The organism is Shewanella sp. VB17, assembly GCF_013248905.1.
In the GTDB taxonomy this organism is placed as follows: Bacteria; Pseudomonadota; Gammaproteobacteria; order Enterobacterales; family Shewanellaceae; genus Shewanella.
On sequence record NZ_JABRVS010000001.1, the window covers coordinates 2956497 to 2972405 of the forward strand.

The 15909-nt window shown below is 39.9% G+C and carries 18 protein-coding genes; 8 read left to right on the forward strand and 10 right to left on the reverse strand.

What is annotated here, in order from left to right:
• Positions 1 to 15: 15 nt before the first annotated feature.
• Both ccoO and ccoN read right to left on the reverse strand, forming a co-directional pair.
• A complete protein-coding gene (gene ccoO / locus HQQ94_RS12650) occupies positions 16 to 642 on the reverse strand; it encodes a cytochrome-c oxidase, cbb3-type subunit II (protein WP_173294761.1) in 627 nt (208 codons plus the stop codon).
• A gap of 12 nt (positions 643 to 654) precedes the next feature.
• Positions 655 to 2079: a cytochrome-c oxidase, cbb3-type subunit I gene (gene ccoN / locus HQQ94_RS12655; RefSeq protein WP_173294762.1), complete on the reverse strand. Its 1425-nt coding sequence runs from the start codon at positions 2077 to 2079 to the stop codon at positions 655 to 657.
• Between the two features lie 263 nt (positions 2080 to 2342).
• Between ccoN and HQQ94_RS12660 the strand changes: the two genes are divergently transcribed.
• Positions 2343 to 2804 (forward strand): hypothetical protein, encoded by a 462-nt coding sequence (locus tag HQQ94_RS12660; RefSeq protein ID WP_173294763.1) that lies wholly within the window; start codon positions 2343 to 2345, stop codon positions 2802 to 2804.
• A 63-nt stretch (positions 2805 to 2867) separates the two neighbouring features.
• Here HQQ94_RS12660 and HQQ94_RS12665 read toward each other — a convergent pair whose 3' ends face one another.
• Complete coding sequence (locus HQQ94_RS12665) at positions 2868 to 4433, reverse strand: response regulator (protein WP_173294764.1); 1566 nt, start codon at positions 4431 to 4433, stop codon at positions 2868 to 2870.
• 196 nt (positions 4434 to 4629) lie between these two features.
• Here HQQ94_RS12665 and HQQ94_RS12670 point away from each other — a divergent pair, with 196 nt between their 5' ends.
• The 3 genes from HQQ94_RS12670 (at position 4630) to HQQ94_RS12680 (ending at position 6616) form a co-directional block, all read left to right on the forward strand.
• A complete protein-coding gene (locus HQQ94_RS12670; protein WP_173294765.1) occupies positions 4630 to 4911 on the forward strand; it encodes a hypothetical protein in 282 nt (93 codons plus the stop codon).
• 137 nt (positions 4912 to 5048) lie between these two features.
• Positions 5049 to 6341 carry a site-specific integrase gene (locus HQQ94_RS12675; RefSeq protein WP_173294766.1) on the forward strand — a complete coding sequence of 431 codons (1293 nt, stop codon included), beginning with the start codon at positions 5049 to 5051 and terminating at the stop codon, positions 6339 to 6341.
• 80 nt (positions 6342 to 6421) lie between these two features.
• Positions 6422 to 6616 (forward strand): hypothetical protein, encoded by a 195-nt coding sequence (locus HQQ94_RS12680; RefSeq protein WP_173294767.1) that lies wholly within the window; start codon positions 6422 to 6424, stop codon positions 6614 to 6616.
• 500 nt (positions 6617 to 7116) lie between these two features.
• Here the strand turns inward: HQQ94_RS12680 and HQQ94_RS12685 are convergent, their stop codons facing one another.
• Positions 7117 to 7542: a DUF3653 domain-containing protein gene (locus HQQ94_RS12685; protein WP_254304053.1), complete on the reverse strand. Its 426-nt coding sequence runs from the start codon at positions 7540 to 7542 to the stop codon at positions 7117 to 7119.
• Between the two features lie 260 nt (positions 7543 to 7802).
• On the opposite strand from HQQ94_RS12685, the gene HQQ94_RS12690 reads away from it, so the two are divergent.
• Positions 7803 to 8225 (forward strand): hypothetical protein, encoded by a 423-nt coding sequence (locus tag HQQ94_RS12690; protein ID WP_173294768.1) that lies wholly within the window; start codon positions 7803 to 7805, stop codon positions 8223 to 8225.
• A gap of 68 nt (positions 8226 to 8293) precedes the next feature.
• Here HQQ94_RS12690 and HQQ94_RS12695 read toward each other — a convergent pair whose 3' ends face one another.
• The 4 genes from HQQ94_RS12695 to HQQ94_RS12710 all read right to left on the reverse strand — a co-directional run bounded on the left by HQQ94_RS12695 (position 8294) and on the right by HQQ94_RS12710 (position 10640).
• Entirely contained in the window at positions 8294 to 8656 is a 363-nt protein-coding gene (locus tag HQQ94_RS12695) for a hypothetical protein (protein ID WP_173294769.1), read from the reverse strand.
• 62 nt (positions 8657 to 8718) lie between these two features.
• Entirely contained in the window at positions 8719 to 8871 is a 153-nt protein-coding gene (locus tag HQQ94_RS12700; RefSeq protein WP_173294770.1) for a hypothetical protein, read from the reverse strand.
• 425 nt (positions 8872 to 9296) lie between these two features.
• Positions 9297 to 9932: a hypothetical protein gene (locus tag HQQ94_RS12705; RefSeq protein ID WP_173294771.1), complete on the reverse strand. Its 636-nt coding sequence runs from the start codon at positions 9930 to 9932 to the stop codon at positions 9297 to 9299.
• 51 nt (positions 9933 to 9983) lie between these two features.
• Positions 9984 to 10640 carry a protein-disulfide isomerase gene (locus HQQ94_RS12710; protein ID WP_254304054.1) on the reverse strand — a complete coding sequence of 219 codons (657 nt, stop codon included), beginning with the start codon at positions 10638 to 10640 and terminating at the stop codon, positions 9984 to 9986.
• Between the two features lie 384 nt (positions 10641 to 11024).
• Between HQQ94_RS12710 and HQQ94_RS12715 the strand changes: the two genes are divergently transcribed.
• The 3 genes from HQQ94_RS12715 to HQQ94_RS12725 all read left to right on the forward strand — a co-directional run bounded on the left by HQQ94_RS12715 (position 11025) and on the right by HQQ94_RS12725 (position 13423).
• Positions 11025 to 12197, forward strand: a complete 1173-nt coding sequence (locus tag HQQ94_RS12715; protein ID WP_173294772.1) for a DUF3103 family protein — start codon at positions 11025 to 11027, stop codon at positions 12195 to 12197.
• A gap of 309 nt (positions 12198 to 12506) precedes the next feature.
• A complete protein-coding gene (locus HQQ94_RS12720) occupies positions 12507 to 12959 on the forward strand; it encodes an antitoxin Xre/MbcA/ParS toxin-binding domain-containing protein (RefSeq protein ID WP_173294773.1) in 453 nt (150 codons plus the stop codon).
• Positions 12956 to 13423, forward strand: coding sequence for an RES family NAD+ phosphorylase (locus HQQ94_RS12725; protein ID WP_173294774.1), 468 nt, complete (start codon positions 12956 to 12958; stop codon positions 13421 to 13423). The genes HQQ94_RS12720 and HQQ94_RS12725 overlap by 4 nt, the downstream gene beginning before the upstream one ends.
• An 18-nt stretch (positions 13424 to 13441) precedes the next feature.
• On the opposite strand, the gene HQQ94_RS12730 is transcribed toward HQQ94_RS12725, so the two are convergent.
• Entirely contained in the window at positions 13442 to 14383 is a 942-nt protein-coding gene (locus tag HQQ94_RS12730) for a hypothetical protein (protein ID WP_173294775.1), read from the reverse strand.
• Positions 14383 to 15756, reverse strand: coding sequence for a sphingomyelin phosphodiesterase (locus tag HQQ94_RS12735; RefSeq protein ID WP_173294776.1), 1374 nt, complete (start codon positions 15754 to 15756; stop codon positions 14383 to 14385). The genes HQQ94_RS12730 and HQQ94_RS12735 overlap by 1 nt, the downstream gene beginning before the upstream one ends.
• Positions 15757 to 15909 lie beyond the last annotated feature (153 nt).

The following is a 15909-nucleotide window of genomic DNA, read 5'->3' on the forward strand; positions in this document are numbered from 1 at the left end:
ATAATTGCCTCCTAGTTATTTCAGTGCATGCCCAAGGGACTGCAAATAAGCGATGAGTGCTTGCAGTTCAGTTTTACCCTCAACCGCTTTTTGTGCACCTGTAATTTCTTCATCGGTATAAAGGTCTTTACCTTTATTGCCCCCTTTATGAAGGCTACGCAAGATATCCATTTTTTTGCCTGTTAACTCGCCGTCAAGCTTGTTTTCAGCCAACCAAGGGAAACCAGGCATATTCGATTGTGGTACAACAGCACGAGGATCAATCAAATGAACTTCATGCCATTTATCACTGTATCGACCGCCAACACGAGCCAAATCTGGTCCGGTACGTTTCGAACCCCATTGGAAAGGATGATCCCACACAGACTCCCCAGCAACAGAATAATGGCCATAACGCTCAGTTTCAGCTCGTAAAGGACGGATCATTTGACTGTGGCAGTTATAACATCCTTCACGAACATAGATATCACGTCCTTCAATTTGCAAAGCTGTGTATGGAATTAACCCATCGACAGGCTCAGTGGTATCTTTTTGAAAAAGTAACGGAGTGATCTGTACTAATCCGCCAAAACTAATAGCAATAACCGTTAAGATCCCCAGAAGGCCGATGTTTTTTTCAACTAACTCATGATTAAATTTCATCAACTCTTCCCCTTATGCTTCTGCTAATGCAGGCAAAGATTCTTTCGGCGCTTTTACTGTCTTAAATACGTTATATGCCATGATTAGCATACCCGTTACAAAGAAACAGCCACCGAGGAATCGTACAAAGTAGAATGGGTACGAAGCTTGAATACTTTCAACGAAGCTATAAGTCAAAGTTCCGTCAGAGTTAACTGCGCGCCACATGAGACCTTGCATCACACCAGAGATCCACATCGAGACGATATACAGTACAGTCCCAATCGTCGCTAACCAAAAATGAATGTTAACCAACTTGGTACTGTACATACGACCATGACCATAAAGAACAGGGATCAAGTGGTAAAGTGAGCCTATTGATATCATTGCAACCCAGCCTAATGCACCAGAATGGACGTGACCAATTGTCCAATCAGTATAGTGGGAAAGGGCATTGACGGTTTTAATTGCCATCATCGGGCCTTCGAAGGTAGACATACCATAGAAAGACAATGAAACAACAAGAAAGCGAAGCACAGGATCCGTTCTTAATTTATGCCAAGCACCAGATAACGTCATGATACCATTTATCATACCGCCCCAAGAAGGAGCAAATAGAATAAGAGACATCACCATACCAAGAGACTGTGTCCAATCAGGAAGAGCCGTATAGTGGAGGTGATGAGGACCCGCCCAAATATACAGCGCGATGAGCGCCCAAAAGTGAACAATCGACAAACGGTAAGAGTAAACAGGGCGACCGGCTTGTTTAGGGACGAAGTAGTACATCATGCCTAAAAAGCCTGCAGTCAGTAGAAATCCTACTGCATTGTGACCATACCACCACTGTACCATGGCATCCACAGCGCCAGCATACAAAGAGTAAGACTTCCATAGACTTACAGGGACAGACATTGAATTCACGATGTGCAGCACTGCGACCGTGATAATGAAGGCGCCAAAGAACCAGTTCGCCACATAAATATGCGAGGTCGTTCGTTTAGCGATTGTCCCGAAAAAGACCACCGCATAGCTGACCCAAACCAAGGTAATAGCGATGTCGATAGGCCATTCAAGTTCAGCGTATTCTTTACCGCTGGTAATACCTAAAGGCAGGGTTATCGCTGCAGACAAAATAATGGCTTGCCAGCCCCAGAAGGTAAATGCTGCCAACCTAGGTGCAAATAACTTGGTTTGGCAGGTGCGTTGGACGATATAATAGGATGTTGCAAAAAGCGCTGAAGTACCAAACGCGAAAATCACGGCATTAGTATGCAGAGGTCTAAGACGACTGTATGTTAACCATGGAGTATCGAAGTTTAGTTGTGGCCAGATTAACTGAGCCGCGATCAATACACCGACTGACATGCCAAATATTCCCCACAAAACGGTGGTGAGGGCAAATTGACGAACAACGGTGTAATTGTAATCAGCGCCTTGAGGCTGGGAATGGTTCATTTTATTGCTTCCACTGCTTATTACTTATACTTAATTTGTGAGTAAAATAAATCTTTACCCGATAAAATGACATGACATTATATTCACTATGAAATATAACAGACAATGGCAATGTATTGCCTTGTGATTTTGTTATGTTTACAAGGTAATATAATGATACTTGAGGTATGTCAAAAAAGATAGGAATTGTAGGATCTTAAATGTTGATCTAGATCAACCTACTCAATAGAATGCATGATAATTTTAATTAAAGGTAAATACTTGTGCGGTTTGTCAAACTTCTCTCTAAATATCGATATTTCCAGCCATTAATCATTGCCTTTTTACTGGTAAGCTGCTCACCAGCCCCCCTAAAGCCTATTATTGCGACGATAAAAGATGACTCACTGTGCCAGTTTACTCAAGGCTATTGTGAGCAAACGGTTGATGATGTCATCATTAAACTGCTTATTACACCTATAAATACCCCGAGCGAAAAACCATTAACGGTTAATTTAATGAGCTCAGAGATAATCAGCGACATAAATATCCGCATCGAAGGCAGAGATATGTTTATGGGGATTATCCCAATAGTGTTAAATCGTATTACTGATTATCAATATGGTGGACAATTAATATATGGCTCGTGCAGTAGTCATTACATGGTGTGGCGCGCGATAGTCTCTTTTACTTTACGTGGCCAAACCAAGATTGTTATATTTGATTTCCTTGCAGATAATGAATAAATCCATCTAAAAAAACAGACTAAGCCATATTGAGGCGTAAAATGGAATAAACCTCACAATAACCTAGTCATGCAATTCCTCTTTAAGCGTATTAAACACTTCTATGTTTTCTATAAATAACTTAAGTAATCTGGGATCAAAATGGGTGCCAGATCCTTCTTCCATAACCTTTAAGACTTCGTCTAAAGGCCAAGCTGGTTTATAGCAACGAGCATGAGATAGCGCATCAAACACATCTGCAATAGCGACTATTCTTGCAAAAATATGAATGTCCTCTCCTTTTATACCTGAAGGATAACCAGAACCATCATACTTTTCATGGTGTTGTAGTGCGATAATGCTTGCAGCTTTTAAAATAGGTCTTTCCGATTTGGCTAAAATTTGATGCCCTACTTGAGGATGTTGGCGCATAATGCTCCATTCTGCTGCATCTAACTTGCCCGCTTTTAATAACACTGCATCAGGAGTCGCAATTTTACCGATATCATGCATAGGTGACGCATGTTTGATTAACTGTGCATCTTGTAAATCCATCCCTGCAATCAATGCTAACTCGTAACAATAGGCAGACATACGCTTGACATGATTTGCAGCTTCTTTTGAACGACTTTCTACCACATCACCTAAACGTAAAATTAATTCAGATTGAGTATCCTCAACTTCTTTATTAAGTAATAAATTTTCAAAGGCAACACCAACATTAACAGCAAAAATATCAATGAGTTGTTTATCAAGATCATCAATGTGATTGATGCCATCCATGTACATTAAGTTTATCCAACCTGTTTTGGCCGGGAAATAACCCACAAAACAGTCTTTTTCATAAAGGCAGTTTTTTTCTGCCAAGGCCTGTAATAATTTTTGTTTAATGTTATCGGGGACTGTTTTGTTATGATAGTCTGCATATTGGCCTGTTCCTGCCAATACATGAAGTTCATTGGCATTGACTTGATCGCTCATCGTATCAATTGAATTACAGGATAAAAGTAAGGTTTCACTGTCGAAATTGAGCAGGGTGGCAACTTGAGTCAATAAGCCATCAGCAAAATGATGTAGGGTACGCAGCTCAAATAAACCTGAGGTTGCTTTCACCACTCGCTCAAGGCCTTTTCTGTGTCTAATTTGGGTCTCTTTAGCTTCCTCAATTTGTATAATATCTCGATACGACCTCAAGGCACTGTAAACGCTGGTAACAAGTTTTCTAGAATCGAGCTCTGCTTTCGCTTTGTAATCATTAATATCATAATTAACGATCACATCTTCTTCTGGTGCTTGCCCAGGCTGGCCTGTTCGTAATATCAGGCGTATTGCACTATTTTTATGATCTTCTCTTATCCAACGCACTAATTCTAAACCTGCGTGATCGCTTTCCATGACCACATCAACGAAAGCCATGGCGATGTCATTTTCTTTAAGTAATACCTGTCTAGCTTCCTCACCGCTATACGCGTTAACGAATTCTAACGTACGGTTATCTAACTTAAATCTTGATAATGCGAGCTTAGTTACTGTGTGCACATCTGGCTCATCATCAACGATGAGGATCTTCCAAGCCGGCCCAAAGTTTTCTTCAACGACCTTTTTTTTACCTGAAAATAGCGGGCTCTTCTTTGCTATATTGCTCAGCATTAGACAACCTCTACAATGTAATTAAATTTTATCCCCGTTCATTGAGTGTAGACAATGTTTAAGGTAGTGGAAAATAGTAAACAAAATAAAACGCGAATTGCCTTGATAAGATGCGTAAGTTCACTAGCATTAGTTGATAATAATTCTCATTTGGGTGTAAAATCCAATGAGCGCCATTATTCTTAAAGGTTAAATTATGCAAACGACTCACATTAATCTTGCTATTTCAGCCGAAAAGCTTGCCAAGTTAATTCAATCTGGTGATGTATGTGCAGCAGATTTCCGTTGTCTGGATCAGGCCTCAAAACAAAAGGTATGGCAACTCTGTTTATTGTGTTGTAGTAATCGAGTGGGATGTCTACAGTCCTGTAACTCAAGTTGTGCTGGATCAGAATGTAACTCATCTGATCCCAGTATAAATAGTCAGCAAGTTGGTGACATTATGAGTGCGCCCAATAAATGGACTAACATCATTTGATCCATGAACACCAGAATTGTTTAAATGGCATAAAAACCATGACACAACAAAGTGATCACTGTTAAAATCAATCACCTAGTTGAATATCCAACGAGAAACGCTTCTTGGCGGTTTCCGTCTTTTATTATTGAGCACTTATGAAAATGCCGCCTGTTTTACCCTTATTTGAATCTGCATTGCACATTCAAGAGGGAAACAGCCATATCAATCAATACATCACCCAAATCAGTATTAGCCAAGTTACAGATGCAGGACTGTTATATGAGCACGCAACTGAACTACTTTACGAACAGAAAAATAATGAAAATAGCTATAAAGCTTATCGCAGTGAACTGACCACTTTTTTTCATTGGTGTTTTGATATTGCTAAAAAATCAGCGGCTGGTCTATCAAGACGAGAAATAGCCCGCTATCTGGATTATTGTCAACATCCGCCAATTGAATTAATTGGCTTTTTTAATGTTGCCCAGTTTAAATTAGATAAAGAATTGGGGCGTAGAATGCCTAATGATGCATGGCGACCTTTTGTTGGTAAAAAGAAACTAGGTGAAAAGCTGCCCTATGCATTGAGCGAAAATGCATTAAAAACCAAGGTCGCTATCCTTTCTTCTTTTTATAGCTATTTAATGAGTGAAGACTTTTGTGAACGAAACCCAGCACAGGCATGGATGAATCACAGTCGTTTTTCGTCAAAGAAAAAATATCAGCTCAAAACAGAAGAGGGCAGCATGCTGTCATTTAGTGAGCTGCAATGGTCTTATGTTATTTCGACGGTAGAACAGCTTGCCAGAGACGACCCAGAGTTTCATCAACGGAGTTTATTTTTAATCAAACTCGTGTACTTTTGTTATCTCAGAATATCAGAGGTGAGTGCAAGAGTAGGCTACACCCCCGTAATGGACCAATTTAGACAAGACAGCCAAACAGGAATATGGAGTTTTTATATACCACAAAGTAAAGGGGGCAAGCCTCGTTCTGTGGCAATATCTAAAGGGTTACTGTCCGGAATAGTCGAATATCGACGTTTTCTTAAACTCCCAGATTATCCTACGCCAGGAGAACATCACCCCTTGTTTATTCGTCATCGCGCGGCGGGTAGAGGCAGAGAAGTGGGCAATATTAATGCCAATTTAGGTATACGCCAGGTACGAGAAGAAATAGATAACATAATCGAAGACGCGGCGAACAAAATAGAAAGTGATGGCTTAATCGAAGACGCCCATCAAATGCGCAAGCTGACAGCACACAATATACGCCACACAGGGATCACCCATGATATTAATATCAATGGACGTCCGCTGTCGCATGTTCAAGCCGATGCTGGGCACGAAAGTATCGATACCACATCACAATATTTGCATACATCACAGATAGAGCGGCATCAAAGTGCACAGAATAAACCACTGGATCATTTACAAGGAATAGAATAACGAGCTCGCGCTTTATACCAACTGCATTAAGTCATCGTTCATTCAGCGGGAATTCAAAGCCCTGAAGGCAAGGGCTGTATTTGCTCCTGCAATACAGACATTCTCCCCATCAATCCTCCCTCATTTTTAGCCTAACACAGCGCCCCACAGAATCAGATAAAACCGCTATCGGAAATGCGACTATCTTTAGAACAGGCAGACTAAAACGCTTAGATGACAGGAAGATGGTCGCCAAAGAACTTGATGTTCCCTTAAGTGAGCTGCTCAGTGAATAAAAAGTAGGCTTGAACCACTGGATTTTGTCGAGAGAAACGATATTACAGGGGAGGTGAGAAGGGGAAATTTGAAAACATGATCTTTTAAACTATTGTGAAAGTAACCTATGCTTATTTAAAATCGGAATTAAGAATGGAAAACAATTGGAACGGACAATCATCTTTATGTTTGGCCAAATAGTCTCAGTATTATTTATCATCGTGAGTAATAAGACCGAGATAAAATGGCTCACTAATGTTCAGCAAGAACACAGCAAACGGATAGCCAAGCTAGAAGAAAAATAGCCACCAAAAGTTATGATGTGCTAATGCCGATAAGTGTCATTATCGGCATTAGATTTAACAAAATTTATCTGTTCAAAAGGAGAAAATAAAAAGTCCACAGCGACCACTGTGGACTTTGTTCTATTAATGGATGAGTTAACTAAGGATTAATTAACTCATTAAAAGCCTAGTTTAATTTATCCGTTCTGAGAATGTTATTTTCGTTTATTAGAATGTTATTTTCGTTTATTTCTGACTTTTTCTGCATAAACCAATTCAGGTGCAACAATCGGGGATAGCTTAACTTTCTGAAGTGTCTTAATCATCTCGTCAATTTCTTCCCGTATTGCCTTAGCTTCATCATCGCTGCGGAGTTCAGCAACTTGAACTCTTAACTTTTGGCGCTCAACGCGATCGAGTCGGTTAAATTGTCTATCGTAAAATATCTTCATGAGTTCACTGGGTGCAAAGGTGAGTTTGTCATAAGGGGTAAAAAGTCGACCATTAACGAACTTGAAGCCATCCCATTCTTTAGTTTTTGGGATTGAACGTTGGTATAGGTCAACATATTTATCAACCCAAGACGGACAAGATAAACTCCACCAATTTCTTACTGTTCTTTCTGTTACATCAAAATGAATGCTAGCGCTATGTGAATCCAATTTATCGAATCCATTGTTAAACTGACTCAAAAACCAACGTCTCGTTTTTGGTTGCAGTAGGTGAAAACTCCTTTTCTTTAGTCTTTTTAGTCATATTGCAACCCTCAAGAATTCCTTTTTGTTATAAGGCTCCTTATTTGCAAAAGTGCATAAAACAAAGCACTCAATACAAATTATTCCTAACATGCTCAAAAGACCACTTTTCACCATAGTTGGAAATATCTTCCAGTGCGTACAATGTATATTATGTTAAATAGCGCATGCATAAGCAGTTCGTTAATTTCACTACCTTCCTGAGAATGTTATTTTCGTTTATTTCTGACTTTTTCTGCTCTAACTCTGGTACTAAATTTAAATGCCTCTTTAATGATGACCATAGATTGATATGTGGTTTCTTTAATGTAAATAAAGCAACGGCCTATCGTTGGATCAACGCTGGACAACCTACCAATAACACAGCATTACGTTTATTAGATATTGCCGCTATATATTCAGTGGCAGAATTATCACGCCCATTTGATGTTCTACCGAATGAAACTGATGTAATGTGTGAACAATTAGGACGAGTACCATCAGCTGATAAGCAAATGAGCCAACCACGACTCTTTAAACCATGGCGAGATCGAGAACCTGACTTTGTAAAAGAGTTTAATAAAACGCGCTCCTCTGTGAAATCTGGTTAGTTTTCGCTAGTCAGTACGCCAGAAATCACACAGATTTACAACTAGTCCCCTTAATGTTTGAAGGACTATTACTTAAATTTGAATGTAAGTGATACTGATACACCGAAACCTATATTGATAGTAAATCCTGATATTTCAATATGTGGGTTATCCTTATACTTTTCCTTAAGACTTGCTAATCCCTTGATAAGTTTAGGAATATTCTCATTTACATATTCGACTACGTCTGTTCCCATTGACTTCATCTCTATATGACCGTCATGAATAGTTCCAACCTTAATATTCCCTTGTATTGCGGCTAAGTCCTCGCTTATTGATTTATATGTTTCTTCTTTCGTTATTGCTTTGTATGTATCTTTTTTCGTTTCTGCATTAAGACCATAAGATAAAAATGAAAGTAACACACCAACAGCTAAGTTTTTTATAAACATTTAAATATTCCTTTAAAATAAATGATCGAAAACTAACTATAGGTGAATGTAAAAAAACAGCTCTAGCCGGCTTTTTTATCTTCCAGTTTCACTATTCTGGTAGCGTGGTCTTGCTGAATATTAGTGAGCCATTTGATGTCTGTTTTATTGCTGACAATGATAACAGCGACTGAGACAACTTGAGTAAACAGAAATAGCATTGTCTTTTCATCCATTTTGCGGCCTCCAACGTAAGCTTTTATCGTGCTTACGTTCATTTCTGACCGATTCCCACGCACCCAACCACCCCGATTGCAAGCACGCTCGCACTTTGTTGGCTAACAACCGCATCGCCCACCGTTACCAGTGCGTTGACTGCGTCTGGATGTATTTACACTCGAAGCACCAAAAGAGAGACTCATCTGTAAAAAATTCTGAAGGCCTGCCGCATTTTGAGTAAACTCCTGCAAAGCACACCGGATACTATTGTAAGTACTACTTGGTATTATAAGTCTCCTTTTTTATTATTTTAGTTAGGTACTATTTTGTCAGTATGCCGTAAATTGTCGTCGAATTGTTCTTATATGCAAACATTCACTTTAAAATAGGTACTAGAGCAGCTCATCATTTATGTGTAAGCTACTCTATTTGTTGAGTTCAACTAATGCTTTTGTGATGTTTTATCTCGAGATGCAAGCTGACTTGTTGGTGTCATAAAATGATTATAGGCTTTCATGGCCCGGTTAATGGGATCTGAGCCTCCAGCTAATACCGCCCCCGTAAACACAATATCAAGGATCATAAAAAAGGTCTTTTGATAGCCTGACAAAGCTGAAGCATCAAGAATATTCCCAATAATCCTTACACCAACAAATGCTAACAACATACCGATCCCCAAACCTAGCCATTTAGACATCATCCTTGAATGTGCTCGGTATCGGGCTCTTTCTTTTTCAATGTTTTCTAATTGTTCAACTAAGTGGTTATAGTGCTCAGATTTTAACACTGCTGTCGATTGAGGCTGCATTTGAAGGTATTTTTCAACGGCTAATTTTCTGTTATTGATATTTCTATCTAGCTCATCAGCCCCTGCACTTCTCCATGCAGATAAAAACACTTCAATTGCCCTTTCTACAAACAATGAGAGCAAAATAAGAGTTCCCAGTAATGATGCGGTATTCGCCAGACTGGTATCATCAATTTTTACATTTATCGGCTCAATTTTCCATGCTAAAACCAGGATAATAATAACGGTTAATATTCCCCAGAATCGGCTGTATTTTATCTGATTGATCATGTGTTCCCTTTTATTCATCTGCGATTTACACTAAAAAAGCACCATGCAACTTTAACGGTTAAGGGCAGCAAGTTCCTTTTCAACTGCATCGACAACGGTCTCTGGCTGGCTTAAATACTGGGAGTGGTCGATAAAAATTCCTTGGTCATCAGCTATGATTAACAAGGCGGGAAAGGCAGTTGTGGCTATCATGTCTTGAACTTCTTCAATATCTGCCAACACAAATTCAGCTTCGCTGCTTAATTCATCTCTAAAGACTTTCTTTGAAGGTGATAACTTAAACGCTTCAATAAGGTCGTTAAAGTCCGGTTTACAATTAAATGCATTCCCTTCAATAAAATGTGATTTTTGCAATGCATTTAATACGGGCAGCAGTTTATCAGGCTGTTTAGTCTGCATCCAAGCCATTAAGTTGGCCGTTTTTAAGGAATCCTTAGGACTATTTACATAGCGCATATGTTCTTTGCCAAATTTAACGGGACTTAGCGTTAATATCGCCTCGACCTGCTCTTGGCCTGCTGCATCAGAACCATTGAAATGGGCACAATGCATCAAGTGAATCGCCATCTCAGGATAAGCCTGACTAAGGGCATTAACCAAAGGGGTCGCGGCATAACTCCACGGACAATGAGAATCGTAGATAAAATAAAGTGAAAGTGTCAAAGGAGCTGAAGTCGGTAGCACTGGTGTCAATAAGTCGGTGATCATTGAATCGCATCTTGTCAAAAACATGTGGGGAGTATTTTAATTTTTTTACTTCTAATATACAAACTGCAATTGACTGACCTCACTGATGTGATAGTACTTTTGTGACACATACAGATCCCAAAAGGCAGATTTAGCACCTTATCGATAGGTCGAACCCTTGGGTGTATTATGCAGCGCCCTTGCCTTTACATTACATTACCCCTAAGCATTAGCCCTTACGAACTATTCACCTTGTTAATTTAGTGTTTAACGCTATTTTCTGTGATGAAAGTTTATTTATATACTTTGTCAATCCTGATTATGTATGAATAAGCTCAACAACAATCAATATAAACGTAAAGCAATGTTAATCACCTCTTATAGAATATTCAATAGGAATATAATATGAAAAATTTTACTTTAATTTTGATGTTAACGGCTCCATTAATGACGGCATCGTCATTGAGTTACGCTAAACAAGTCCCTCCTAATGGGTTGTCCGAGCAACCAGCCATCGGCACAGTGTCCGACACTAAACGTGACATAGCACTTGAGCTGAGCCGTCAGTACAGTCACATCTCGTCTGTACTTCAATCGACGATTAATCAATATAATTTAACCATCGATGCTCAGCAGGCTTTTCAGTTAAGCGGTATTGATGATAGAAAATTGCAAGATGCAGAGTTGACAATACGAGCCGCAAAAGGCCTCAATATCCAAAATAATAATCAACTTGGTGAACGAAGTAATACAGAGGCCAACTTATTACAATTTAGGCTCGCTGATGTCAGCATGCTATCTGATTGGCAACGAGGGGAAGCCCCGTTATTTGCATTTGAACCCGATGGAAATGACACACAATGGGCACATGTAGAAGCATATGATCTTGACGGTAAAATCCATCTATTGGATGTATATGAACTACCGCAAAGACCGGTATTTGTTATTGGTTTGGATAAACAAAAAATGAATCAGGAAGGGTTAGCGGTCATGCGCAATATTCTGACATCAGGTATTTCGTTGGTCCCTCCTCAGCCACATGCCTTATCCAATCAGACCATATCGACCACAGTGATTAAACAGATCAGTATGGAAGATGATCAAGAACCTTGGGTATCTGGCAAAGCAGAAATTTACGCGATTGTCACAGGTGTCAACCCTAGTCGAATGGCTCCTGTATTAGATGTAGTTGACATGCCCTATTTGGATTACTCTGATACCCAATATTTCCCAAATCAGATCATCATACATTGGGAACGCTATCGTTGGGATGCTGCAGATCTGATCTTAATGGAACATGATGACGGCACTAATTATAAAGAACTCGCCTCAGCACTACTGCTTGCAGCAGAACAAATTTTAAAGGCCATCCCTAATCCCGACGTTCAGGGTTACGCGATCATTGCCACCATAACTAATGGTCTTTTGTCAGTCATGCCTGATGGGTGGTTTACCAACGATGATGACTTTGTTGATGTGTATTACACGCTGCAAGAAGGCGATAATTATATTCATCATTCAGGTGCCGGTGCCAATGTTAAGGCGACATTTGAGCCATTGATGATTAACCAAAGGTAATAATGTCATTTTTTGTATAATTAGTGCTTAATATTTAGAGGCTTATTTATTTACCATGCGTTAGCCTCTTAGTCCCTCCTCACTTCTTCCTGACTCGCATTACCCGTCTCCTTGGCACATCAGCGCTATTGACTTATTGCCTAAACTAACCTTATACAGAGGCCGTATTCAAGTCGTACATTTTACTTAGCTATCAAATGATATATACTAACACTATCAAATGGTATTAATATTGATGTAGCAGCACACAGAATTAAATGCCTATCATTAAGATTGTGATCTGCTTGCTATTAATGAGGACTTATCGTGATGACCAGCATAAATGTGTTTACCCCAACAAGTTCAGCCAATAAAGTGCTAAGTTTCTGGCAATTAGTCGGCTTACCAGCTCGAGGCACCCGTTTATATACAGCCTTACATAATGGGCTGCCTTTCGAAATTTACGCTAAATTAGCACACATCTCAGGGCTTGAAAAATCGGAATTGGCTAACGCAACGGTCATTGCCAGTGCCACGCTACAGCGCAGAGCAAAAGCCGGAAAATTTAATAAAGATGAAAGTGATCGCCTCTATCGATTTGCTGAAGTCTACAAATCCGCATTGGATCTATTTGAAGGTCATGCCAAAGATGCCTCTACATGGTTAAAAAGTCCTGTTCGCGGTCTGGGTGGTAAACGTCCCATTGAAATGTTATCCACCTCAGCAGAAACAGAAGCGGTATTGAATCTTATTGGTCGATTAGAACACGGCGTATTTGCATGATCACAGGCTATCGTATTGTTAAAAAAAAATGGGCAGCAAACGCCTTTGACGGTGAAGGTGCAAGGCTCTATGGCGGTCGCTGGAACAGTCGTGGGCAATCTTGTGTGTATTTAGCCGGATCTGAATCTCTGGCGATTTTAGAAGTATTAGTTCACTTAGATAATGCTCAGCAAATTGAGCATTACGCCCTCTTCTCTGTCACTCTAGATGAACAAGATGTGTTGCGGCTGCAACAACAAAGCTTACCCGGTAATTGGCAAGAAGATCCCGCTCCCTCTGATACTGCAGATTTAGGTGATGAGTGGTTAGCCAGTCAAAGTAGTTTGGCATTGTGTGTCCCCTCAAGCATCGTCGCCAGGGAGAACAATTATGTGCTTAATGTAACACATCCACATTTTGCCACTGTGCTAGAAAATCTGATTGAACTCGAATTCTCCATGGATAATCGTTTACTCCCCAGATGATGAGTAAGATGATCGCATTTACATTTTAAAAAAATCCTGCCGATATATCAACTTGGCATTGGCTTGATATTGCGCCCATGCTTGCTCGCTCAAATGTGACATATCCGCCTTTCGAAGATGAATAAATGTCTGGTTTAATTGTGCTAATCCCGCTTGATAACGAACAATATCCTGTTCCTGCCGCATCACTTCTTGTTCTCTAAGCGTGATTGAAGCAACGTGTGCATTGGAAAGGTAGGTTTGCTGTAATTGTAACATCACTTGTTGTTTATCTGATGAGGATAAATGATCAGGGATCAGAGTAACCCCATGTTCATATTTAGCCTGTTCTGTGTCTAGCGACAATGACATTAATTGTGTTTCCCAATGATCTATCAACGTTTCATAGACTGCGATAAAGGTGTCTGCATCGGTGACATCTTCAAGTCGTGCGCGCGCCTCTAGAGTAACGTCATACTGGGCATATATATCGACAAATAACGTATTGGCTGTATCACCCCATATTTGCTGTTCTATCATTTTCACGTTTGCGACTTTATCGATTAAATCAACGTTTTGACTAAGCAAAATACTGCCTAACCGCTGATCACGTAAAAACGTATTATCAGGATAAAGCGATAATATTTCAAATCGATGACTCGTTAAGCTGCCCTGCGCTAGCGATAGTGCTTCATCACAATTATTGGTTTGGTGGCATTGCTTCCAGAAATGTTCTAGTGCTGCAATTAATGGCGTTCCTGCAGCGCTAGCCAATACTGAAAAAGAGACTCTAGAGTGATTGATAAGGGGTGGAGTTTTGTTGATATGGGTGTGAGCTTGACGGTGTACTGATTGTTGCTTAGCACTGACAAGATCAATAGAGGTTGGCAGGGGTATTGGCTTTACTCTATCATCAGCCGTTATAACATAAAAAGCACCGCACAAAAGTGCGATGCCTCCCCATATAAGCGCAGCTTTCATTAAAAAATCTCCGCCCCGACCGGAAAATGATCTGATAAATTCCAATCTCCCCATAACTGCGCTGCAGTACTACGTGGTACGTGTACCGTATTACGGTTGGACTTTTTGATGCCATGTTGATTACTGACCAAAATGTAGTCTAAATATTCCACATTACCATTGTCAGCCACAACCTTACCCGCAAAGGCATTTATCCGTGGATCGAAGGTCGATTCTGTGTAGCCTGTGTATTGAGGCTCATCAGCTTCAAGATGCGCTAACATGCTCAGGTAATCATGTTCAAACTTGCGTTTATTGACATTAAAATCACCACCGTAAATAACCGTTTCTGTGGCCGGTATATTAAGATCAGCAGCAAATTGGTGAATTTGCTGAAACTGACGTTGTCGATAGTCTCTTGCTATATCAGTATCATAAGAGGCTGTGTGCGTGGCAAACACATGGTACGCTTTCCCATTTTTAATCACCTCAGCATAATTCACACCTTTATCAGCAAAACAATCAGTACCCGCGCAATCAGGGAAAATATATTGGCTTTGATTAACAATGGGAAAGCGGCTTAAAATCGTTACCCCGCCATCATGAATGTTCATGCCTGGTTTATTCAACATGCGTGTCTGATAAGGATATTCATCCGCTAATTGACGTAAAAATCCGTCCCTTCCTGCAGCAAATACTTCCTGTAACAATAGCACGTCATAGCCTTGCATCTGCTCTGGTAATAGTGAAAATCGTTCGCTAATCTTTGAAGCAATCAGAGGAAGCGCCCAAATATTGTAGGTCATCACAGATAATACATCCGCGTCATCATTGGCCACTGGTGGCTGCTTTATGGGTGTCACAGTGTAATAAATATCATCATACCTAGCAGTTTTGCTGGCTTTCAATGCGAGTTCAATAGGCTGCTCAGCCACTATCATTGACTGCACTCTGTGTATTTCTCGATCATTTTTCCATAAAAGCGCAATATCAGCCGTACTCACGCCATGTTTGAGCGTTGAGCTAAACCTGTGCCCTTCGACCTCTTGATGCAGAGTAAAATATTGTCCATCCTCATTCGTTAATTGCGTCTCAAATTGGTACTTATGATTATTTTTAACCCCCTCCCATCGATTAATGCTTAACACTAATTGACTCTCCCAAGGACCTAAGATCTGCGCTTGTTGGATCCATTCACTTCCTTCCTCTAACCTGTCACTACCAGTATGACTGACATCAATCGTCATCTGTGCTGCGGAGTTATTCGTGACGTAAATATCGGTATCGGCCAGTAAAGCAGGTGAGAAAATTAACAAACTGAATAAAACGCTAAACCCATTTATACAACGAGATAAAAAAGAATAATGTGAATCTAAATAAGTCACTGCTGGCATATTGACTCCATATTATTGTAAATATTAACCAATACATTAATAAGTTAATGTCGATTTGTTAGCTTGTTAAGTCAAAAAATACAGATAACGATTAACGAGCACCTCTTATTATTAGTAGATAAAATCAACAATTTCACACTTAATCTAAAAATA

Excerpts from the sequence above, each read along its gene's own strand:
- ccoO (WP_173294761.1), bottom strand. The coding sequence starts at position 642 with ATGAAATTTAATCATGAGTTAGTTGAAAAAAACATCGGCCTTCTGGGG.
- ccoN (WP_173294762.1), bottom strand. The coding sequence starts at position 2,079 with ATGAACCATTCCCAGCCTCAAGGCGCTGATTACAATTACACCGTTGTT.
- HQQ94_RS12665 (WP_173294764.1), bottom strand. The coding sequence starts at position 4,433 with ATGCTGAGCAATATAGCAAAGAAGAGCCCGCTATTTTCAGGTAAAAAA.
- HQQ94_RS12670 (WP_173294765.1), top strand. The coding sequence starts at position 4,630 with ATGCAAACGACTCACATTAATCTTGCTATTTCAGCCGAAAAGCTTGCC.
- HQQ94_RS12675 (WP_173294766.1), top strand. The coding sequence starts at position 5,049 with ATGAAAATGCCGCCTGTTTTACCCTTATTTGAATCTGCATTGCACATT.
- HQQ94_RS12690 (WP_173294768.1), top strand. The coding sequence starts at position 7,803 with ATGCATAAGCAGTTCGTTAATTTCACTACCTTCCTGAGAATGTTATTT.
- HQQ94_RS12695 (WP_173294769.1), bottom strand. The coding sequence starts at position 8,656 with ATGTTTATAAAAAACTTAGCTGTTGGTGTGTTACTTTCATTTTTATCT.
- HQQ94_RS12700 (WP_173294770.1), bottom strand. The coding sequence starts at position 8,871 with ATGGATGAAAAGACAATGCTATTTCTGTTTACTCAAGTTGTCTCAGTC.
- HQQ94_RS12705 (WP_173294771.1), bottom strand. The coding sequence starts at position 9,932 with ATGATCAATCAGATAAAATACAGCCGATTCTGGGGAATATTAACCGTT.
- HQQ94_RS12710 (WP_254304054.1), bottom strand. The coding sequence starts at position 10,640 with ATGATCACCGACTTATTGACACCAGTGCTACCGACTTCAGCTCCTTTG.
- HQQ94_RS12715 (WP_173294772.1), top strand. The coding sequence starts at position 11,025 with ATGAAAAATTTTACTTTAATTTTGATGTTAACGGCTCCATTAATGACG.
- HQQ94_RS12720 (WP_173294773.1), top strand. The coding sequence starts at position 12,507 with ATGACCAGCATAAATGTGTTTACCCCAACAAGTTCAGCCAATAAAGTG.
- HQQ94_RS12725 (WP_173294774.1), top strand. The coding sequence starts at position 12,956 with ATGATCACAGGCTATCGTATTGTTAAAAAAAAATGGGCAGCAAACGCC.
- HQQ94_RS12730 (WP_173294775.1), bottom strand. The coding sequence starts at position 14,383 with ATGAAAGCTGCGCTTATATGGGGAGGCATCGCACTTTTGTGCGGTGCT.
- HQQ94_RS12735 (WP_173294776.1), bottom strand. The coding sequence starts at position 15,756 with ATGCCAGCAGTGACTTATTTAGATTCACATTATTCTTTTTTATCTCGT.